Annotated in this window: 19 protein-coding genes and 1 tRNA gene; 8 read left to right on the forward strand and 12 right to left on the reverse strand. The window is 39.5% G+C overall.

Annotated elements, in window-relative coordinates:
- Positions 1 to 66: 66 nt before the first annotated feature.
- Positions 67 to 1,287, reverse strand: a complete 1,221-nt coding sequence (locus J2756_RS05690) for an FprA family A-type flavoprotein (protein WP_209583492.1) — start codon at positions 1,285 to 1,287, stop codon at positions 67 to 69.
- Between the two features lie 196 nt (positions 1,288 to 1,483).
- Here J2756_RS05690 and J2756_RS05695 point away from each other — a divergent pair, with 196 nt between their 5' ends.
- Positions 1,484 to 2,266 carry a V4R domain-containing protein gene (locus tag J2756_RS05695; RefSeq protein WP_209583493.1) on the forward strand — a complete coding sequence of 261 codons (783 nt, stop codon included), beginning with the start codon at positions 1,484 to 1,486 and terminating at the stop codon, positions 2,264 to 2,266.
- Positions 2,267 to 2,285: 19 nt separating this feature from the next.
- Here the strand turns inward: J2756_RS05695 and J2756_RS05700 are convergent, their stop codons facing one another.
- The 5 genes from J2756_RS05700 to cobI form a co-directional block, all read right to left on the reverse strand.
- Positions 2,286 to 3,167 (reverse strand): hypothetical protein, encoded by an 882-nt coding sequence (locus J2756_RS05700; protein WP_209583496.1) that lies wholly within the window; start codon positions 3,165 to 3,167, stop codon positions 2,286 to 2,288.
- 207 nt (positions 3,168 to 3,374) lie between these two features.
- Entirely contained in the window at positions 3,375 to 4,304 is a 930-nt protein-coding gene (locus J2756_RS05705; protein WP_209583498.1) for a hypothetical protein, read from the reverse strand.
- A gap of 261 nt (positions 4,305 to 4,565) precedes the next feature.
- Positions 4,566 to 5,534 carry a hypothetical protein gene (locus J2756_RS05710; protein WP_209583943.1) on the reverse strand — a complete coding sequence of 323 codons (969 nt, stop codon included), beginning with the start codon at positions 5,532 to 5,534 and terminating at the stop codon, positions 4,566 to 4,568.
- A 43-nt stretch (positions 5,535 to 5,577) separates the two neighbouring features.
- Positions 5,578 to 10,656 carry a DUF11 domain-containing protein gene (locus J2756_RS05715; RefSeq protein WP_209583500.1) on the reverse strand — a complete coding sequence of 1,693 codons (5,079 nt, stop codon included), beginning with the start codon at positions 10,654 to 10,656 and terminating at the stop codon, positions 5,578 to 5,580.
- 222 nt (positions 10,657 to 10,878) lie between these two features.
- Positions 10,879 to 11,583 (reverse strand): precorrin-2 C(20)-methyltransferase, encoded by a 705-nt coding sequence (gene cobI / locus J2756_RS05720; RefSeq protein WP_209583503.1) that lies wholly within the window; start codon positions 11,581 to 11,583, stop codon positions 10,879 to 10,881.
- A gap of 155 nt (positions 11,584 to 11,738) precedes the next feature.
- On the opposite strand from cobI, the gene J2756_RS05725 reads away from it, so the two are divergent.
- The gene (locus tag J2756_RS05725; RefSeq protein WP_209583504.1) at positions 11,739 to 13,478 is read left to right on the forward strand and encodes a helicase C-terminal domain-containing protein; all 1,740 of its coding nucleotides are present in this window, start codon (positions 11,739 to 11,741) and stop codon (positions 13,476 to 13,478) included.
- A gap of 151 nt (positions 13,479 to 13,629) precedes the next feature.
- Here J2756_RS05725 and J2756_RS05730 read toward each other — a convergent pair whose 3' ends face one another.
- The 4 genes from J2756_RS05730 to J2756_RS05745 form a co-directional block, all read right to left on the reverse strand.
- Positions 13,630 to 14,349: a CDGSH iron-sulfur domain-containing protein gene (locus tag J2756_RS05730; RefSeq protein ID WP_209583506.1), complete on the reverse strand. Its 720-nt coding sequence runs from the start codon at positions 14,347 to 14,349 to the stop codon at positions 13,630 to 13,632.
- A gap of 80 nt (positions 14,350 to 14,429) precedes the next feature.
- Positions 14,430 to 14,505 (reverse strand) — tRNA-Arg (locus tag J2756_RS05735).
- Between the two features lie 99 nt (positions 14,506 to 14,604).
- The gene (locus J2756_RS05740; protein ID WP_209583508.1) at positions 14,605 to 15,216 is read right to left on the reverse strand and encodes an FmdE family protein; all 612 of its coding nucleotides are present in this window, start codon (positions 15,214 to 15,216) and stop codon (positions 14,605 to 14,607) included.
- A 159-nt stretch (positions 15,217 to 15,375) separates the two neighbouring features.
- Complete coding sequence (locus J2756_RS05745) at positions 15,376 to 16,026, reverse strand: DUF4013 domain-containing protein (protein WP_209583510.1); 651 nt, start codon at positions 16,024 to 16,026, stop codon at positions 15,376 to 15,378.
- 271 nt (positions 16,027 to 16,297) lie between these two features.
- Here J2756_RS05745 and hisF point away from each other — a divergent pair, with 271 nt between their 5' ends.
- Both hisF and J2756_RS05755 read left to right on the forward strand, forming a co-directional pair.
- The gene (gene hisF / locus J2756_RS05750; RefSeq protein WP_209583511.1) at positions 16,298 to 17,122 is read left to right on the forward strand and encodes an imidazole glycerol phosphate synthase subunit HisF; all 825 of its coding nucleotides are present in this window, start codon (positions 16,298 to 16,300) and stop codon (positions 17,120 to 17,122) included.
- A gap of 122 nt (positions 17,123 to 17,244) precedes the next feature.
- Positions 17,245 to 17,760 (forward strand): hypothetical protein, encoded by a 516-nt coding sequence (locus J2756_RS05755; RefSeq protein WP_209583513.1) that lies wholly within the window; start codon positions 17,245 to 17,247, stop codon positions 17,758 to 17,760.
- A gap of 249 nt (positions 17,761 to 18,009) precedes the next feature.
- On the opposite strand, the gene J2756_RS05760 is transcribed toward J2756_RS05755, so the two are convergent.
- Positions 18,010 to 18,372, reverse strand: a complete 363-nt coding sequence (locus tag J2756_RS05760; RefSeq protein ID WP_342593111.1) for an iron chaperone — start codon at positions 18,370 to 18,372, stop codon at positions 18,010 to 18,012.
- A gap of 242 nt (positions 18,373 to 18,614) precedes the next feature.
- Here J2756_RS05760 and J2756_RS05765 point away from each other — a divergent pair, with 242 nt between their 5' ends.
- From J2756_RS05765 to J2756_RS05780, 4 genes are all read left to right on the forward strand, one after another.
- A complete protein-coding gene (locus J2756_RS05765; protein WP_209583515.1) occupies positions 18,615 to 18,923 on the forward strand; it encodes a hypothetical protein in 309 nt (102 codons plus the stop codon).
- Positions 18,924 to 18,936: 13 nt separating this feature from the next.
- Positions 18,937 to 19,302: a DUF2089 domain-containing protein gene (locus J2756_RS05770; protein ID WP_209583516.1), complete on the forward strand. Its 366-nt coding sequence runs from the start codon at positions 18,937 to 18,939 to the stop codon at positions 19,300 to 19,302.
- A gap of 13 nt (positions 19,303 to 19,315) precedes the next feature.
- Positions 19,316 to 19,699, forward strand: a complete 384-nt coding sequence (locus J2756_RS05775; RefSeq protein ID WP_209583518.1) for an SHOCT-like domain-containing protein — start codon at positions 19,316 to 19,318, stop codon at positions 19,697 to 19,699.
- Between the two features lie 355 nt (positions 19,700 to 20,054).
- Complete coding sequence (locus J2756_RS05780) at positions 20,055 to 20,576, forward strand: class I SAM-dependent methyltransferase (RefSeq protein WP_209583520.1); 522 nt, start codon at positions 20,055 to 20,057, stop codon at positions 20,574 to 20,576.
- Between the two features lie 390 nt (positions 20,577 to 20,966).
- Here J2756_RS05780 and J2756_RS05785 read toward each other — a convergent pair whose 3' ends face one another.
- Positions 20,967 to 21,944, reverse strand: coding sequence for an AI-2E family transporter (locus tag J2756_RS05785; RefSeq protein WP_209583523.1), 978 nt, complete (start codon positions 21,942 to 21,944; stop codon positions 20,967 to 20,969).
- Positions 21,945 to 22,271: the final 327 nt, after the last annotated feature.

The following is a 22,271-nucleotide window of genomic DNA, read 5'->3' on the forward strand; positions in this document are numbered from 1 at the left end:
TGACTTTTTTTATCACGGTGATAAACGGTTTTATAAATAATTTTAAAGGTTTTTTTAACCTTTTAGTTAATCTTTTACCTTCAGAGCCATTTCTTTTCCTATGTTGTAGCAGCGTTCCAGTTCTCCCTCGTCAGGCACGTAGTAAACTTCGTAAGCATCTGAAACATCAAATCCGCATGCATCAAGGTCATCTTTGAGTTTCTGTGGCGCTCCACCTTTACCTCCCATTGATCCGAAGGTTACTGCTGGCTTTTTACTGCCGGTTCTGTCGAAGCGGAGTCCCTGGAGGTAGTAAACTATGTCCCCAATGCTTGGGAATGGTGCGTCGTAGATGGTTGGAATTCCAAAGGCAACGGCCTTACTGTCAAGGATGTCCTTTACGATCTCACTGCGCTCGTCTTCATGGAGGTAGTACATCTTCACGTCAAATCCTTGACTTGTGACTCCCTCTGCAAGGGCGTGGGCCATTTTCTGTGTGGATCCGTGCATTGTGTCGTAAACTATGGTTATCTTGTCCTTGCACTCTCCTGTTGCCCAGGCACTGTAGGCCCCTATCACCTTCATTGGGTCTGTCCACATCTGACCGTGGGCTGGTGCTATCATTTTTATCTGATCAAGAAGGCCAAGTTCTTCAACTTCCTTGAATTTTTTAAGGACCAGTTTGGATATTGGAGTTATGAGGTTTGCGTAGAACTTCTTTGTGGCATCCATCAGGACGTAATCTGGTATGTCTGTATCGTAGCGTTCGTTGAAGCACAGGTGCTGTCCGAAGGCATCGTTTGGGAAAAGTATTCCCTCTTCAGCCAGTAGGGTGAACATGCTGTCTGGCCAGTGAAGTAGGAATGCCTCCAGGAACGCAAGGGTTTTACCTCCGAGATCCAGGGTTTCTCCTGTTTTAACTGTTACGAACTCTGCACCCTCAAGGGATGGGAAGTGTCTTTTTAGGCCTTCAACTGCTATCTCTGTGCAGTAGATTGGTGCATCCGGGAATTTCCTGTGGATTTCTGTAAGGGCTCCACTGTGGTCTTTTTCAACGTGGTTCTGTACTATGACGTCCAGTTTTAATGGTTTTCCCTCCTTCTCGAATGCGTCCTTGATCCTGCCCCACATCTGTTCAGAATGTCCAGGGTAGCAGTTGTCTATAAGTGCCACCTTGTCATCACCAAAGACCAGGTAGGCGTTGTAGGTTGTTCCATCCAATGTGTATCCGTGGTAGGTTCTAAGATCCCAGTCAAGAACCCCTACCCAGTACACTCCATCCTTCATTTTCACTGCATCTGCTTTCATATGTCTCATCCTCCGGTTTTTTTTCAACTATGGATCAAGGTCTTTTTCAACCCATGACCCTCAACCAATGTAAATTGGTTCGTGTGTTCTCAAACTGTATGGTTGTATACGAACCATCCTATATAAACTTTACCGTTCGGATCGATACGAACCATTATATAGTGGAAGCCACATCATAACTAATGAGGATTTACAAATGACCCAGAGAGCCCAGAACAAAAACAGCAAACCAAAGAATAAGGGATCAATAAAGATATTTGCAACAGAAAAGGGAGTCAACGTTATCAAAAGTCCAATCAAAGCCAAAATACTCTCAATACTGAGTGAAGGAGGTTTGAGTGCATCCAAGATCGTTGAAATGACAGGTAAATCCAAATCAACCATATCTGCCCATTTGATGGATCTCCTGGATGAGGGCATAGTTGACTACAGACCAGACCCCTCAGACAGGCGCAGGAAGATATTCTTCATCAAATCTCGATACATCGGAGACCTTGAAACTGGAAAGGAATTTGAAAAAGAAGTGGAGAGTTACCTTGAAAGGGTTACAGAATCAGGTGATCCCTTCGAATTTTTCAGGTTCGTCTTCAGAACCATAAGGGTTGCACTCATGGAGGAGGGAATCAACATCGACCCAGTACTCCACAATGCAGGTTTGAAGGTCGGTGAAACCTTTTACAAAAAATTAAAAGCTGAAGATCTTGAGAACCTCACGGAAAAAATAGCTGCATTCTGGCAGGAGAACAATCTGGGCCGTATAGAGGTTAAAAAGCTTGACCCCATTACTATAAGGGCTTACGACTGCTTCGAATGTGAAGACCTGCCCCAGATTGGAAGGTCTGCTTGTGCATTCGACTCCGGAGTGCTTGAAGCTGTGTTTTCAGCACATTTCGGTGAGGATGTTACAGTTGAAGAGATTAAATGCTACGCTAAAGGTGATAAGTACTGCTGCTTTGTTATAGATAAGGGGGGAGAATGATTTTTAGAGTTGATTCCCTTTAATGATCTTCAAAGTCGATGCCTTCAGAGTATTCTAATTCTCCACCGCACTGGCACCTGTCAAAGTCGTCAGGTGATTCCCCTGGCTGGAGCTTGTAGTAGCCTCCACAGTTTTTGCAGACCAAGTAACCCGTTTCCACAACAGGACCATTATATCCCTCGATGTCTTGCACCAGTTCTGGAATAGCTTTATACTTAGTTACATCCGTTTTTATTAATTTAAAAAAAGTGTTATACGCTTTGATAACATCTTCAGATTCTACCTCCAACCGACCATCATTCACTGCACTGCAGCCAGCCAGTGTTTGTATGAAAAGATCTTCTGCTACCCTGTAATCTGTAATCCAACCTACTTCCTCTCCAAGGGGAGGATAATCCATGACGAATATTTGAATCTCACCAAAAAAATCGTTTATCTTATTGTACAAGTTTTTTGTGTTTTTATTTGACCATTTGAGCTTTTTAAGGGCTTTAAAATATTCCGCTGTCGGTTCTGGCAGTTCTTCTAACTCCACCTCATCAAAAAGATCCAAGGCAAAAATTATTCGCTCATCAAGCCTGCTAAAATAAATATTCAAAGCATCATTCCAGTCCATAGTCCTCCCAGAGAATATAACGTAGGTGTACTGAATCATCATAAAAATCGTTACCATTTGCTTGGCAGTTACTAATGAAGGCGTGAATATGGTATTGAATATACCACCAAAGTGCAAATTAGCCCGAGCAAGCTTCAAAACACGAAGACCATCCAATTCCTCCAATGTAAAAACCCTATCCAACTTAGCATAAGCCTCCTCCCTAAAGGTACGCATAAACTTCTCATAAAAACCAGATTCAACCAAACTGTATATCTCAGAGATTACACCCTGCAAACCCTCCACTTCATAATCTTCTAAAAACCTTAAAATATCATTCATATCTTCAAGAGACTTAGATTTCTCCTTATTATAAGCCCTTTTATCAAGTTTCTCTAAGATTCCCATTGCGACCCACCAATTAATAACTAATATGAATTTTATATTATTAATTTTGCAATTAAACTTGTTGATCAGGTTTGCCAGAATGTATTGCTGAATGAATCAACCTGTTTATTCCCTAGGATTACCTAAATACTTTAATTTCCCCCCACATTCACAAATATCTGAATATTCATCAATAGATTCACCATATGGAAACTGATAATATGCACCACATTTTTTACAAACCAAATACGGCCCATGATCATCCAAATCTTCAATCAAATTAGGAATTGCCTTATATTCAGTTACATCCGTTTTAATCAATTTAAAAAAAGTTTTATAAGCCTTAATAACATCTTCTGTTCTCATTCCCAAACGATTACCATTTACTGCATTACAAGCAGTTAAGAACTGAATAAAAAAATCTTCTGTAACCCTGTACTTTGAAGGCCACTCTGTTACGGCAGGATAATTTAAAATAAAATCCATTACTTCAAACATTAATCGTTTTAAATCATCATATAATTTTTTATCTTCCCAATAAACTCTATTTAATGCTTGAAAATATTCTGGGGTAATATCGGGTAAGTCTTCTAGATCAATGTCATCAAAACTGTCTAAGCCAAAAATTAATAATTCATCCAACCTACTGAAATAAATATTGAGCAAATCTTCCTTTTCTAAGGGATTTTTGTGTATATAATAAACAGATTCAATGAACGAGTACAATGTAAGTGTATCTTGGACCGTGATAATTGATTTTGTGAAAATCGTCGTGAATATGCCACCTCTCCTCAAGTTATCATGAGCAAGTATTCCCACCCTATGTTTAGGTAAATCACCCAAAAAATCAACATCCTTATCGAACTTATCATTGGACATTGTATTTATCAAAGAGTTATAAAATCCAGATTCCATCATGATTCTAACTTCAGATAGAATTTCATCCAAATCAGGAATGTTAAGGTTTTTCAAATATGTAAAAAGATTTTCCATATCTTGTTGCCTTTTCCTTGCTCTCTTATCCAACTGCTCTTCCATTTTATCAACAATGCCCATATATCACACCTTTAACCTTAGTATTCCTCATCACGAGCTGGAGCAAAAATAAATAGTTTCTCAAAATTTTCACGTTCTGGGAGAGTAGTTAATTATTGTATTTAACAACTTGAAACTCTATTTAAAAAGGAATTTTTAACTCATTGAAGATATTCAGAAGATTTCTAATACCATTTAAACATCTTGGATAACCACCACTTCCACAGGAACTTTCATCCCCAGAAACTTCAGGAGCTTCGGGATTGAATAGTGGATCAAGGGTTAAAAATTATTTTTGTATTCTAATTCTCCACCGCACTGGCACCTGTCAAAGTCGTCAGGTGATTCCCCTGGCTGGAGCTTGTAGTAGCCTCCACAGTTTTTGCAGACCAAGTAACCCGTTTCCACAACAGGACCATTATATCCCTCGATGTCTTGTACCAGTTCTGGAATAGCTTTATACTTAGTTACATCCGTTTTTATTAATTTAAAAAAAGTGTTATACGCTTTGATAACATCTTCAGGTTCTACCTCCAACCGATTATCATTCGCTGCACTGCAGCCAGCCAGTGTTTGTATGAAAAGATCTTCTGCTACCCTGTAATCTGTAATCCAACCTACTTGTTCCTCAAGAGGAGGATAATCCATTACAAACCTTTTGATCTCAAAGGTAAAATCGTTCAGTTTATTGTACAAGTTTTTTGTGTTTTTATTTGACCATTTGAGTTTTTTAAGGGCTTTAAAATATTCCGCTGTCGGTTCTGGCAGTTCTTCTAATTCCACCTCATCAAACAGATCCAAGGCAAAAATTATTCGCTCATCAAGCCTGCTAAAATAAATATTTAAAGCATCGTTCCAGTCCATAGTCCTCCCAGAGAATATGACGTAGGTGTACTGAATCATCATAAAAATCGTTACCATTTGCTTGGCAGTTACTAATGAAGGCGTGAATATGGTATTGAATATACCGCCAAAGTGCAAATTAGCCCTAGCAAGCTTCAAAACACGAAGACCATCCAATTCCTCCAATGTAAAAACCCTATCCAGCTTAGCATAAGCCTCCTCCCGAAAGGTACGCAGAAACTTCTCATAAAAACCAGACCCAACCAAACTGTATATCTCAGAGATTACACCCTGCAAACCCTCCACTTCGCAATTTTTCAGGAACGTTAAAAGTTTATCCATATCTTCCCGTCCCATTTGACTGTCTTTTTCATAAGCTCTTTTATCCAGTTTCTCTAAGATTCCCATTTCAACTACCACAGTTATTTATTACTTAATTTATTTATAAGTATTATCCTACTAATTTGTCCGTAGTCTCTTTCACAGGCCCCGCAATCAGGAATTTAGCAAGATCTTCTGGGTCCGGTGTTTCCTTTTTAAATATGGCTGTGCCTGCATTTATTATAGCGTTTAAAGTTCCAAGTGGATCTTTAAAAAACTGAACAATGGAAAGTGTGGCTAAAAAAATCTTAATTTCTGTGGCAGCTTTAGGGAACATTTTGCAAAGTCCCCTTCCTAAAATTTTCATACCAACGTTAGGACCCACTCCACTCATCACTGCCGATAAACGATTAACCCATTTCCCCACAGCCGTGGTTTGAAGGATTTGATGAGATCTTTTTAATATTTGTGCTATCTGATTTGATTGTTTTACAAATCCTAAACTTCTCAAAAGCTGGTTAAATGTAGAAGCAGCTTTTATTGATGCACTCTGAACCATCTGGAGATACTCATCGGGAATTAATCCAAACACTATTTCAGCCCCAAAACCAATTAAAAGAGATTCCCATTCCTTTAATTCTTCATCACTTGGTTCTGAAGTTTTAAGAGGCTCAGGATTCCACTCCGGGATATTTCCATTGGTAGTTCCACTTGAAACTGCATTTCTAACACCCCGAATATCCCGAGCAAGCTGACCACCGCCCAGAACTGGAGGATTTGAAACCCCATTAGAACCTCCTGAAGAATCACCACCAGTTCCACCTGAACTCTCATCCCCAGAAACCTCAGGAGCCTCTGTATTGAATAGTGGATCAACGGTTAAAACGTTCAAAGGACCGTCCACAACATTTTGAGTAACAGAAAAGTCAATTTGTACCACATTATCGAGAGGGTTAAGATCCTGGAAATTCGATGAAACAACTGCCACAGTACTGCTTGACCCCCATTGAACTGCCTGCAGTACCAGTTCCAGCACAGCTGTACCCCCAGCAGGTAGTGTTCCCACATTCCAAATTCCAGAGAGTGTATAGTAGGTTCCCGGGCCGTTGCTGATTAAAAGCTTCAGATTTGATGGAGTAATATACTTAACAGTTACATCCGCAGTTTTTGGGCCTTTGTTCCATGTTTGAATGGTTAAGAGAACTGTTTCACCCAGATCAAGAACCGTTTTATTCACGATCATGTTGACCATCAGGTCTGTTCCGGATTCATTCAAGTTTCTCACAGATAAGCTGTAAACAACTGGAGACTCTAAAGCATTGAACCTTTCAAGACACATGGAAACTTCCAGATATCTGCCTTTAGGGGTTAACTGAGTTTTAACTCCATTCTGGACGTTCTCCCACTGCGACCAGTTGCTCTGGTCGTTGGAGCTTCTGACCTTAACCGTTAACAGTGTACCCAAGGGCTCATAACATGTCCAGGTTACACGTCCCCAACATGCGTTCTCAAACCCTGAATCATGAACAACAGTCCAGGTACCCTGATCGTAGATACCATTATTTGGAGCTGTCATGCTGCCCAGTGCATCGTGAACCCCTCCAACTACCCGTTTGGAGAGGTCAACACCGTTGATCTCAGGATCTATGCGGTGAATGTACTCACCGCTACTTTCCAAAACCCATATTTTGCCATTAACATCCTCACTCAACCCTAAAGGAAGAGAAGGAGTAATTATTCTGGCAAGTACTTCTCCATCAGAGCTGTAACGTGTTACTCCTTCTCTTTTACCGTTGAACCAGTGGTTGTAGTAATCTGCAACCCACAAACTGCCATCATGGGAAACCAATATGGAACCCTCGTACATGTATGAAAGTGATTTGGTCCAGTTAACTATGTTTGTGGTTGTATCGAATCTTGCCAGCTTTGTTTCAGGCCAAAGCCAGTGGTTGTATATCTCGTACAAAAATAAGTGGTTGTCATCGTCCAAAGCCATGCTGTAAATGGGGCAACCCACATCAAACACCTTCATAGTTTCTGTGGAAGGATCCAACCGGAGCAGATTGTTACCTCCAGACCATAAAATACCAATTTTATCCATCAGCACATAGGAAGGGCTGTGATTAACCTTTGAAACATCGATTACCTTTAATATTTGACCATTTTCGTTATCAATGCAGTAATATCTGTTAGTTTCGCTGCTACCCACCCATAAATTGTTTTGTGAATCTATGGTCAGTGCCTTGATTCCGTTGGCATAATTGGCATAGCTCCCCCGGTAATCTCCTGGGATGTATGTGCCCTGAGTTTCAGAGGTTAAAACAACCTCATAAAGTACACATTCATCCGAACCCCATGGCAGAAGTTCATCAGACGTGATTACTCCGTTTCCATCCTTATCATGACACGTTTCGATTGCTCCGTTATGGTTACGATCCCGATAATTTCCATTTTCGTAGGATCCTATTTTAACTAGGGTGCCCGTTATTTTATTGGAAACCCAGCAGTTTCCCTGATCATCTGCAGCCGTACGGAATGGAAATGCATTTTCCTGTGGACTGGTTCTGTAGCGTGCAACTTCCTGGCCTGTGAGCACATCAATCTTTGATACAGTTCCCTGGTTGGTGTTAGGCACCCAAAGATATTTTTTTGATAGATTAACCTGATTATCAAGCTTTAAATTATTATCAGAACAGTTTATATTGTTAAATACTCCATCCTTGAAGTCAGAAGTTGTGTTGTAGGTTCTGTTTTCACCTGTGGCGCTTACGGAACCCATGAAAAGTAGAACCATTCCTAAAACTGTTAAAAAAACAACTAATTTATTGGGTTTGACATTATCCCTTTTTAAATTGATGTAAGAACCTAAAAAAACTAAAAGAATAGCAATGGCTGAAAAATTGAGGTAAATGCCAGTACTTTCCATTGGAATAGTGTTATGCTTAGGTGGGGGCATATCTCCACTTCCTGAGAAGTAATTATGTGTAGTCACAGCATAAGCCTTGTTTTCGACCTTAATATTATAATTAATCTGATTTAAAGGAGGTAACGCAGGAAAACTCAAGCTAAAGAGGGTTGTGGAACCCGGTGCAATAAATCCAATGTACCATGACCCATTTTGATAGTAACCCTGACTTGGACGGGGTGTGGATCCCTGAGGGATCTTAACTGGTACCGCTAGATTGAAGGCAGTGTCAAGACCGTTGTTGTGCACAGTTAAAGTGTGGACCCCATTTTTTGTGTTATTATTCACTTCCAAGTTAAATAGGGGAATGTAAATACTCCCAGATAATTCAGAATTAGGTAAAGGATCGTATTCATCATGAGTTTCATTCAAATTATAAATCAAATTTTTACCAGCCATTTCTGGAGTTATTGTGCCGTTAATTTCTATGTATGCACTTTCACCAGGATTTAAAGTTCCTATGGCCCAATCAGAACCATCTATGAACCCTTGACTGTTTATGGGCCAGATGAAGCCGGGAGGTAAATTAAGGTGGACAAGGAGGTTATGGGCTGCATCCGGGCCATTGTTGATTAATTTGGTAATAATTTTAACGTTGTCCCCAACGCTTGGATTTGAATTGTTTAAAGTTGTTTCCATCTTAACATCTGATCTTATGGTTCGAACCATGAGATCGTAAAGGATCGGAGATTCGTAACCTGTGAGTCTTATTAATTCTGTTTCTATCTCTAAATATCTGCCTTTTGGGGTTGAATTAAGGTGAAATCCATTTTGAACTGTTTCCCAGTTTGACCAGTTTGTTCTGTCGTTGGAACTGCGTGTTCTCACCGTTACTCTGGTTCCTGCAGGTTCAAAGCACGTCCATGAAACCAACCCCCACTGGCTGTTTTGAAGGCCAGAATCATGAACAACTGTCCATGTTCCTTTATTGGTGGTTATGGTGTTTGATATGGTTCCTGTCATATCACTGTAGCCGTAGTGGGTGCCCCCGATTATCTTCTTTGATAACTCCACCCCGTTGATTATGTTTCCCACACTGTCTTTTTGGTTGTTACTTGGGTTAATGCGATGTACGTATTCATCACCATAATCCACCACCCATACTTTACCCTGGTTATCCACTGAAACCCCTGTGGGTGTGGCTCCAACTATTACCGTGGCTTTGAAGTCTCCATTGTTTGAGTATCGGGTTACTGTTCCTGCTGCAGAATTGGCTATCCACACGTCTCCATCATCGGTGACTGCCACTCCCCTGGATTGGTATGGGCATGGTTTTGTCCATTCAACCTTTCCTGTTAAAATGTTTATCCTTGAAAAACATGATGAATCCCATCCTGCCACGAAGAGGTGATTGTTTCTATCGAGTCCCAACCCATAGACGAAGTGTTTGAGTCTTATGGTGGTGATGGAATTGTTACTGGTGTCCAGACGAAGTAAGTTCTGGCCACCTGCACCTGATGACCATAGTATGCCGTTCTGGTCTATAACTGCACCATAGGGAGTGTGCACCACAGATGAGAGATCAACAGTGTTCATTATCTGGCCTGTTTTTCCATCGACATGGTAATACTTCTTTGATCCATATGTACCGAGCCATACATTGTTTTTGGAGTCCACAGCTATTCCCCTCGGACCGGGATTGTTGTTGTCGTTAACGTAGGGGCCTGTGTAATTTCCAGGGTCGTACGTACCCTCGTGTCCAGGTATAAGAATAACTTCGTATAACACACATTCATCCTGGCCCCAAGGAAGGATTTCATCTGCTGTTATTATTCCATTTCCATCCAGATCTCTGCAAGTGTCTGCAACACCGTTTTGGTTCCGGTCTGTGTAGCAGCTGTTCTCTAAAAGTCCAATTTTTACTGCAGTACCTGTCTGCCGGTTTCCTAACCAGCAGTTACCCTCAAGATCCACGGTTGTTCTGGAGGGATTTGTAGAACTTTGGGGTCCAGTTCTGTAACGGGCTATTTCCATGCCTGTAATTGTATTAATTTTTGAAACTGTTCCTTGGTTACTGTTAGGTACCCAAATGTATGGGAGTGCAGATTGTGAGCCGTTAGAAAGCTGAATCTGGTTATTGGTGCTGTTATGCTCAAGTCCCACCATTGTGCCTTCATCAAAGTCTTCATCAAAGGTGTAATTTTGTTCAAATTCAGCAGCCGAAGCTGTTTCGCAAAGTATAAATGCCAATATAACTGTTAAAACAGTTAAGATCTGTTTTTGATTTGGATGTAACCCTTTCAATATCTGTATCTCCACCACCACAAGTAATATTTTTAGTATTATATGGTAATATTGAATTAGTAGTAATACTATATAAATTTTTTGTAGTACTATTGGTAGAGTTATCATGAAATTCAAAAAAAGAAGTTAAATCACTTGAAAAAAGTCAATTATCAATTGAGTCATAAAAATAGAATTTAAAATAAATTCAAGATTAAAGAGGATTAATAATGCTGTAAAACCCTAAAATTCCCCATCCCTGAACTTAACTATGGTGGTGGAAAGATACTTCTTATCGGTTGCAAATCCTTCAAAAACCTTTTCATCTTCCATGCTGCAGTTTTGAACCGATATAACCCGTTTATCACGTTTTTCTCCAGATATGATCTCTTCAAGTTCCTCAGAATGCCTAGAAGTCTTCATTATAACGAAAGTGTCGCCGTGAGGAAGTATCTGGGCTAGACGTTCGTCCACTTTAGGCACTATGACTATTATTTCATCTTTATCTGCAAGCTGAATCCCTGAAGCTGCTGCACAGCCCGTGAATGAAGTTATCCCGGGTATTATTTCCACTTCAAAGCCGTTAGTCTTCAACCTGCTTGAAACGTAGGAAAACGTGCTGTAAACCGTTGGATCCCCCAGAGTTATGAAGGCCAGATCCATGCCTTCCTCAAGTCTCCGGGCCATTAAATCTGCAGCATCATCCCAGTAACCTTCAAGCTCATTTTTATCCTCTATCATTGGGAAAAGAGGCTCCATTACCTCGTATCCTTCTTCACGTTCATCGAGAACCGGTTGAACTATTGAAAGTGCCAGACTGGGCTTTGAACTTGCTGATCTTGGTGCGCAAACCACAGGGACAGTTTTTAATAGTTTATCTGCTTTTATAGTTAAGAGTTCTGTGTCTCCTGGACCCACACCTATTCCTATTAATTTTCCTTTCTTCATATTCTGCACGCAAACCTTGTGTTGTTCTGGAAGTTCATAAAACTTTGAAAACAAGATAATATTATGATAAATACCTTGATCTATCCATACGAACTTTTATAAAACCTTCTTTAAGCTTTCATCTATTTATACCATCAACAAAAATATAAGTGTTTATGGAAAATGGCTTTTTTTGTGAGAAGTGTGGGATGATAAAGGCAAGGTGCATCTGCCCTAAAAATGGGTTTAAAGGTGCTGAAAAATCATCCCCGAAAAATAATAATGTTTCAGAGCTGAGAAAGCTCTACCCTGATGTTGATGATGAAATAATTGAGAATTTTCCCTTTTCAGAGCCCAGGCACAATCAGTTTGATATAATATCCCGCATAAGTGATGCAATAGATGAGGGCTACCGTTACATAGTTCTTGAGGCAGGCACTGGAACTGGTAAGTCTGCAATTGCCACAACACTTGCAAGGATATACGAACCCGCCTACATCCTAACCATGACCAAACAGCTTCAGAGCCAGTACGCTGAGGAGTTCGGATACCCCATGGTCAAGGGCCGTGGAAACTTCAGCTGTAAGGATGCAGGTCTGGTGGACACCTGCGACATTGGAACATGCCAAACAGTTCCAAACTCTCAGAACTTCGCATGTAAATTTGGAATAACCAAGTCACAATATGAAGAGGGCCCTTTTGCATTTGAAGATGCTTATGGAACTCCGATTCACTTCAGATCAGCTGATCAGTGCAACTACTGGAGGCAGAAGGCCCGGGCAGTTGAAAGTTCAATAACACTTATGAACTACGACTACGCCCTTCTCGAGCTTGCCTATGTTAAGCACTTCGGAAAGAGAAATCTAATGATCCTTGATGAAGCCCACAACATCGAGGACAAGCTCATGCGCAGAATGGAACTGAACATCTACAACAGAAGCCTGCGTAACGATATTAAAAAGAGCATACCTCAGAACATGATGGGTTACGACGATCCGAAGGACTGGACAGCTTTCATTCAGTCCATATATGGTTCTTACAAGGACATGGGACTTAAAGAACTGCCTAAAAACAAGGCAGACAGGATCAACAGGACAAAGGGTAGGCTCAGCGAGCTCATGAACAACCTGGAGGCCCATCCAGAAAACTGGGTGGTTGACACAAGTCCCGGTGCTGTTTCCTTCAAACCACTGAAGGTGGATGTCTACGCCAATGAAAGACTGTTCCAGTACGCCGATACTTGCATCTTCATGAGTGCAACCATCCTGGATCATGACCTCTTCTGCAGATGGCTTGGAATAGACCCTAAAGAGGTTTACTACCTCCGGATAAAGAGCACCTTCCCTGTGACTTCAAGGCCGGTTCACATCAAAAGTGTTGGGCCCCTTTCACAGCGAGCAATAAGAAGAACAGCCCCTAAAACCATTCCAATACTTGAAAAAATACTTGAACACCATCACAGGGAAAAGGGACTTATACACACCCACAACTACAAGTGTCAGGAGTACATCATGAAACATTTGCAGGACAAACGCCTAATGAACCATGACAGTAAAAACAGGGAGTACAAACTCCATGAATTCGAGAAAAGCAAGGATCCCCTTGTGCTTGTGAGTCCATCAATGAGCGAGGGAGTGGACCTGCCCTATGAGAAGTGCCAGTTCCAGGTGATCTACAAGGTGCCCTTCCCATACCTTGGTGACAGGCAGATAAAAAAACGTAAGGACATGGATCCCAAGTGGTACGCCTACAAAACCGTTATGACCCTCATACAGGCCTACGGTAGGGGAATGCGTGCCGAGGACGATTACTGTGAAACCTACGTCCTCGATGGAAACATAAAAATGCTTTTCAGAAACAAGTTGTACAAATCCCTGGTACCTGAATTCTTCAGCGAAGCCATAGAAAGGGATTGAAACAATTTAAAATCTTTTTTAAAGATTTAAATCATTGCACTGAAAAATCAAGATTATAATTTGAATAAAAGAATTAAAATAAAAATTTTTAATCTAAACTATAACAGAGCCATAAAAGTTTTGAAACTTCGGTTATTCAGTTTTATAAGAATTATTCCCATTTAGCCCGCCATTCCTTCTTCTTCTCAGGGGACATCCAGTGGCTACCGTCACAGAAGGGTTTGTTATCGGATTTTCCACACTGACACAGGGTTACCCTGTTTCTGATTTCATAGACATGACCATCCTCAGATTCTACCGGAATTCCTCCCCTGACCCATATTGGACCTTCACAGTCCTTCTGAGGGTCATGAACCATTACTATGGATGGTTCAAATTCTGGTTCAATTGTTTCACCTGTTCCTTTATCCACCAGAACCAGCCTGCCGGATGGGCAGCTTTCAGCCTCTTCAACTGCAATTTCTCTGGAATTGGGGTTGTCGGATTCTGCAACAAGTTTTCTTATGCCTCCCTCCCTCATACAGAAGCGTGAATGATCGCAGAGGGACCATACATCCAGCAACTTCAGGGTTGGACCCTCTGTTTCCACAGCCTCGTCAATGTAATGTTTTCTACTGGCAGTTTCAGTGCCATTGAATCCTGCCGTAACATGATTGCCGTCACAGAATGGCTTGTTCTTTGACTGTCCACAACGGCAGAGGGTGTAGGTCTCTCCACATGGAACTTCCTCCTTGGAACACCACTGGTAAGAATTCCCATCTTCATCTGTACCTATAGCCATCCTGTAGAGTGGTACTCCACCTGAAACTATGTATGGACCGTTTTTTAGTATTCTGATCCTGAATTTTGGTAGTTCATCTTCAGATTCCATGGAATGATCTATGGGAAGTTAAAATTAATAAATTTTTATAAAGAGAAATACCCTTGAAAATAGCATTAAATAAAAATTAGCGGACCTGGGGGGATTTGAACCCCCGACCTTGGGATCCGAAGTCCCACGTCATATTCCTGGCTAGACTACAGGCCCATGAAAATGTATCTCATTTAGAATCAATTAGGTGTAATTCAAATATAACTCTGTTCACTCATAAAGTTTTTGGGAAATGAAAAAAATTAGGGTGTTATTTCAGTTCCTTGAATATTCACTGAAACATGGTATGCAAACTATCTCACCATTTTCAACTCGGGCCCTGTGCTCTGCAACCATCTCCCCACACTTTGCACAGCGAACTGACCTGAATATTCTGGCTTCCTCTGGAAATTCTGTTTCAACCTTCTCAACCTTGAAGAGTTCCTCTGCTGGTGCTGTGAGTATCTTATCTGTTATTTCATCCTTTATCCTTTCAAAATCTTTTTTATCTTCTTGAGTTGCGCCTTCAGAGAAGACCTTCTGCCTTGCAGCTGCAAATTCAGGATCCCATGCTTCAATACTGTCTTTAAGGGATATTCTGACGGCTTCACCTGTTTTTCTGTTCATGAATGTGTATACTTGTTTACCGTGGTCCTTGAATATTAGGTTACCTTTGCCCATTGTACAGCCCGTAACAACCTGAATTGCGTCAACGCTGCAGCTGTCGTTTTCAACAACTGCTAAAAGCTCTTCATCAACTGCACGGGGAGATATCAAGTTTTGGATTGCTATTTCTGCCACACGGTAGCCTATGGCAGAACCTGGGCACACATGGCCGTGGAACTTGGTTACCTCTGAGAATGGGATTATTTTGACTGTTTTTTCCATCTTTTATCACCAACTATTTCTAAGTTTTAGAGATTATATCATATTATGTCTTATAAATCTGGTGTAAAAAACAAGGCAGAAATTTTATTTTACAAAGGGAAGTTGTTAATCAATTTTTCTTTAATTTTAAAAAAAATGAAATAAAGGTTTGATATGTGCTTAAACAGTTTTTAAATCCTGATTTTCTTCTATTTCGGGGTTGTAATCAGTTTCATCTTCAGGGTTGGCTTTGAAGTAGCCTTCAAGGTACATAAGCCCGCTGAATCTGCTTCTTGCCATGCCGGAGTAAACACTGAAGATTATGTACAGAATTCCGCCTACAACCAGTCCAGCCATTCCAAAAATCCGTGACCACAGATTTACATTGAAAAAGATGCCTATAATACCAAGAATTATGAAGAAAACGAAGACGTATGCAAAGTAGGTTAACGAGCCTATTCCTTTGATGTATCTAAATATAGTGCTAAATTCAAATGCAGCACCAAAACGTTCTGAATGTGCCATATTAGCTACAGCCATGATGTAAACCATAGCAACCAGTATGTTAAGTATCAAACCAACCAACAACAAAAGCAAATAAACTGCAGTTTGGGAGCTTCCAGATCGTGCTGAAAAGCCTATACCAACCAAAGATAGGATTATAAGCGCGAGGGGAACTATGAAATAAAGTATGTTGGATACTATGTACTTCAAACCATCTGAAAACATCTTGCTCCACTCATCAAATACAGGAAGCTCATCTGAACCATAAATAGTTTGCTCCACTATTCTAAGAAGGTATCCCCATGCCAGAAAAGCAGGAATAATCAAAATACTTCCTATTAATAACGCTAAAAGCCCCAAAAATCTTCCCAAGTTGGAAAGAGGATATTTCAGGGAGTCTGAAATTATTTCATCGATACTTATTCTAAAACCTCCATTCCAATTTTACTTATGAGGATATGGCTTGGAGAGATATAAGTATTACTATTTGTGCCTGTAGGAAATAAGATAGTTATTAAAGGGTTTGGGGAGAATTTATTCATGAGAATCAACCATCATGTAGATCCAATAGGATCATCATTCAAATCAGGAGATTAAAATGCTTGCCAAAAGAATCATACCATGTTTAGACTGCGACCTCCAGGTCCCCCACGGCCGTGTGGTCAAGGGAGTGGAATTCAAAGAGATACGCTATGCCGGAGAACCTGTGGAACTTGCAACCCAATACTACGAGGACGGTGCAGATGAAATAGTGTTCCTGGACATAACAGCATCACACGAACGCAGGGAAACCATGGCAGACGTTATAAAGGCCACAACAGAGAACGTTTTCGTGCCAATCTGTGTGGGCGGGGGAATTAGGAAACCAGAGGACTACGTGAACATGCTCAGGGCAGGTGCAGATAAATGCTCAACCAACACGGCTGCAATCCACAATCCCGACCTTATAAATGAGGCTTCAAAGGTGGTTGGAAGCCAGGCTTGTGTCATAGGCATAGATGCTAAGAGGCGTTACGTTTCAGATCCAAAGGATGCGCTGGACAAGACGGTTATTGAAACTGAGAAGGGTTACTGCTGGTTCGACTGCAGCATCTACGGTGGAAGGGAATTCACGGGAATAGATGCCCTGAAGTGGGCAGCTGAATGCCAGGAAAGGGGGGCTGGAGAGATCCTCCTAACCTCAATGGACAGGGACGGTACCAAGGACGGCTACGACCTGGAGCTGACGCGTGCAATGAGCGAAAACCTGGACATACCTGTAATTGCGTCGGGTGGTGTAGGTAATCCCGAACATATCTACGAATCATTCACCAAGGGTAAAGCAGATGCCGCACTTGCTGCAAGCATCTTCCACTTCAAAGAGTATCCTGTGTACGTGGTGAAGGAGTTCTTGAAGGAGAAGGGTGTTGAGGTTAGGGTGTGAAAAACCTGATTTTATTTAAAAAAATTTTTATATTTCCAAATTCTCTATAAACGTAAAATCTCATCAATCTTAATAAGTCTAAAATCCAAAAAATAAACAAGTGACTTTCAGGGGACCATAAATTGGTAAAACGAAAACACATCTTTCTTGATGAAACAACAAAAATAGCAAGAATGGAGAATAAGATAAAGAAATACGAGAAGTTCAAGCCCTACGATCAGAAAACTGTAGAGGAGGACTTCCGCCAGCAGGAAAAAATGGCCCAGCTGAGCATAGTGGCCAGTAACTTCATGATGACAGGCCACAGCCCCACACTGGTTTTAACCAAAAGGGAAGAAGGGGACGAAGTTCTCCTACCAGTGGGTGGAGGTCAGAAAGACCGGGCCAAAGAGATCATATCCAAGGTTGACTTCAGGAAGCTCTACCGTGCAGGTAAGGGCAGAAAATCCGACCCCATGATGATCATAACTGCCATCTGCATGTACGTTATGAGGCAGGACAACCCCAGAAGAGGGGACATAAAATATTCCAACGATTTTATCAGGAAAGTTGGAGTAACCAAGGATATTTACCAGCATATAAGCCAAAAGCTTGACTCCTACATGAAATCAGAAAATCTGATAGGTAGCTCCATATAGTGATAGCAAAAATATCGAGCACCTACTTTTCTGATTCATTTATTGCAATTAACAATTTACATAATCGTTTTATCGTCTATTTTTGAAATGTTTAAAGGATTTTTTAAGCAAATTTTTAAAAAATAATTAATTTTAAATTTTATTTAATGAAAATAGTATTGATCATCAGGAATAGGTTATGATACGTTCTTATGGGATAACAAAATTTTTTGCATATTTAGATATTCCTAATCATTATCTGAAAATTGTTTAACTCTTTTTTGCCAGATTTTCTTCCACACGAAAAATAACTATCTTCTTCACCAGTTCAAATGGAATTGGTTTATCTATGGGAAATTGCACGGCACCTTTTGAGCTTTTGTATGGTGATAAGTCTTCTTTAAATGCTTCAATACCGGAAGGTGTAGGATAAAATCCTATATGATTTTTGTAGGCTGCGAAATGCACAAGGTTGCCCCTGAGCTTAAATGTTGGCATACCATAACTTATGGTTTCTTCAGATCCAGGGGCCGATTCTTTGATAACCTTCCTCATTTCTTCTAGGATATACTGTACATTTTTTGGAAATGTTGCTATATACCCATCTATCGTCTCGAATCGTTTTCTGGCCACCTAATTCACCAACATAATATTAGATAATTAGTTAATAATAAGTTTTAATCCCTTAATCCTTTTTTCTAATTTTCATCAATTAAAACTTCCAATCTCAGACCCAGATAATATTAAAAATATCAGTTGAACTTCAATTATTTTGAAGTATTAATTAAAAAATTCAATATATTTATATAGAATAACTTAACAATTTTAATTTAGAAATCAATAATATTGAAGTTATGTTTTAAAGGGGGTTTGATATGAAGGCAAAAAAATTAAAAATCCAGGTTAAAACAAGCAAATTTTCAATCCCACTTCCTGCCTTAAGATTTTCAACCGTTAGATGGGTATCTAAATTAATCTTCAAGTATTGTCCTTCTAAAGTAGTTGCAGGAGCACACAAATCTAGTGAAAATGAAATCATTGAAAGCATCTTAAAGAACGTTACCTACGAGGACATCGAACAGTTTATCAATCAGCTGGAACAGGAACAACCATTCGAAATAGTTGACATCAACACCTACGATGAAAAGGAAGGTAGGGTTGCAGTGAAAATTTACACAATTTAAGGAGATTGGAGCTATGAAACGTGAAGTACCAGGAAGCTGTCCCATATGTGGGGGCGAAATCACAGTTACCGAGATCAAGTGTAAAAAATGTAAAAGCGTTGTTCAGGGCGAATTTGATCTTTGCAAGTTCTGCAGGCTGAATGACAAGCAAAAATACTTTGTTGAAGTGTTTATTAAAAACAGGGGCAATATTAAGGAAATTGAAAAAGAACTGGGTATCTCATATCCCACAGTGAGGAATAAACTGGATGAAGTGATTTCAGTTCTGGGACACAAGGTGGAAAAACCAGCCATCAATAAAAAATCCATTTTAGAAAAGCTCCAGAATGGAGAAATCAGCAAAGATGAGGCTTTGAAGTTATTAAGTGGTAAATTATGAGGGGTGTTGAAATATGTCTAAAGATATATCGGAAGAGAGAATGAAAATTTTGGAAATGGTTGAAGAAGGAAAACTCAATACTTCAGAAGCAATGGAGTTACTGGATGCTCTGGAAGGAGATGAGATTGAAATCAAACCTAAAACAGATGCTAAATGGTTAAAAATCAGGGTTAAAACCATGGATGACAACCCCAAGGTAAATGTGAACATACCTCTTTCCCTGGTTGATGTGGGATTAAAACTAGCCAAGAAATTCGATCCTAAGTTAGAACAATCAGGTCTGGATCAAATTGACCTCGATGAGATCATAGAGGCTGTTAAAAACGGGGCAGAAGGAAAAATTGTTGATGTGGAAGACGAAGAGAATCAGACCAGAGTTAAGATATATGTGGAATAGGTAAGATGGATCAATCTTTCTATTCCCCTGATTTATTCTTTAATCTTTATTTTTAAATTTAATGGATTTTTAAGGAAATTTTTTAAAAATGAATATTTATAGAGATTATTTAATCAAAATAGGTTCTTTTATCAAAAATCATATTTTCTGATACGTCGCTCTATATATTGATAGCAAAAATATCGACTACTTCTTCTGAACTTTATTTTAAAATATATTATTAATCATTAAGCACCTATTTTTGACAGTCCACGATCTCGTTATCAAAAAACGATTTATCTAATGGATTGCAGAATATTATTAATTTTAACCCACTGCAATTTAATAGAAGGTGATCACACTGCCTAAAGAAAGGATGTCCAACACTTCATTCAAGTTTATGAACCTGAGCTTTAAAATAATGGATTTTATCCATCCCTACATCAAGAAAAGGGTGAAAACATTCGGTATAAAGAAGGGAATGAATGTGGTGGACTACGGATGCGGACCTGGACGCTACACAACAGAATTAGCCAAACTCGTTGGGGACCAGGGGAAAGTTTACGGTGCAGACATCCATGAAATGGCCATGGATGCTGTGCAAAAGAAAATAAATAGTATGGGGCTTAAAAATGTGGAAACTGTACTTATTAATGGCTACAGTTGTCCACTTCCCGACGGGATTGCAGATAGAGTCTGTGCACTGGACATGTTCTTCATGATCCAGGACCCAACCACATTTCTAGGTGAGCTCAGGAGAATCACCAAACCAGAGGGAGTACTCATAATTGATGATGGACACCAAAAAAGAGTCCTGACCAAGAAAAAGATAATGAACTCTGGACACTGGAAAATCCTTGAAGAAAGTGAGGATCATTTGAAATGCAAGCCGATTTAATTCCCGCATTTGGTAATGTGATTCATTCATTGTATTCAAAATGCGTAGAGAAGTTTAAAACACGAGTTACACAATTAAACAGCATATAACCCATGATAAAGGACTTTATAAGGAAATTTTTTAAAAATAAATATTTCTGAAGATTATTTAATCAAAATAATCTCCTTTATCAAAAATCATGTTTTCTGATACGTCGCTCTATATAGTGATAGCAAAAATATTGACTACTTTTTTCTGAATTATACTTTATCATCATTTAAAAAAAATAACTATTTCATATTAATTTATGAATTATTTAGAAAGTAAATTTATCTTATTTTTAAAATTAAACTATTTTATGAGTTTTATTTAAAAAATAAAAAAATTATGAAGGATCATCCTTCATTCATTTTATTCTCCCTCGTCTGTGGTCATTAGCAAAGCCAGCCAACGTGTTTCATCAAAGTTTTCCAGATACTTGATAAGTACCAGAGTTAAGGGCACTGCCAGAAACATTCCAGCCATTCCCATAATCCAACCCCAGATGAATAATGAAACGAATACCACAAACACTGACATTTGAAGTCCTTTTCCAGTCAGTCTTGGGAATACATAGCTTTCGGCTATGGTGTTAACTATCACGAAGAGAACAGTGATGCTTAATGCTCCCCATATACCGTATTTGGCCCATGCTACCAGGATAGGAGGTATGGCAGCTATCATAATTCCAATGTAGGGGATAAATCCAAGTACAAAGGTTAATATGCCCCATAGAACTGCAAAATTAATATCAAAGACAACGAAAATGCCCATAAAGCCCAGAGCGGCCAGGAAGTTCACCTTTATCCTGATTACAAAGTATTCAATAAAATCAGCAACCAGGTCAAAGGTATGTTTCAGGGCAGGACTTTCTGCACCCAAACCTTTTACTAGCCTTGATTTTACGTAAGGTAGCTCATAAATCAGGAATATGATTGCAAAGAGTAAGAAGAATCCCATCTCTATGATCCCGGCAATATTTTCCAAGGGTATGTTGGAGAAGAGGAACTTGACGATTTGATTAGCATAAGTGGCCAGGAACGAATTAGGGTCTATGGTTATGGTTGATGCTGCTGCCACCAGCTGACTTATACTCAAGACCATAATTGCCAATAATCCCAGTCCCAAAACAAAGGTTAAAGCTATGGTTATAAGAATAGACACGTTGTAAGAAAATCCCTTCTTTTTAAGCCACATCAAAAATGGATAGATAAGTATGCTGATGAAAATAGCAATGAGTACCGGTCCCAAAATCGGAGCAACGAACTTCATTCCTATAAGTGCCAGGATAATAACAGATATGATAAGAATTTGATTTAGAAAAGGTGGTATTTTATAATTTTCGCCCATATTTTTTGTCCCTCCCAAACAGTTTTTCCAAAAAACTTATTTATTATATTATTTAATTAGACTCGCATAAATAGGACATATTTGTTATTAAAAGGAAAATATTATCCATAGTACTTACTTAGTCCCATAAATTTCATGGTATTGGCCCCGTAATGTAGCTGAAAGGGGTTTTAAATATTTCAGAGGATTTTAACCTAATATAAAACTATTAACCCATTTTATAAGGAAATTAAGATTAAAAAATGATTATTAACTGTTAATTAATCAAAACCCATACTCTTACCTGGAATCGAAAAATCTGATAGGTAGCTCTATATAGTGATAGCA

Source organism: Methanobacterium aggregans (assembly GCF_017874455.1).
GTDB lineage: Archaea > Methanobacteriota > Methanobacteria > Methanobacteriales > Methanobacteriaceae > Methanobacterium_C > Methanobacterium_C aggregans.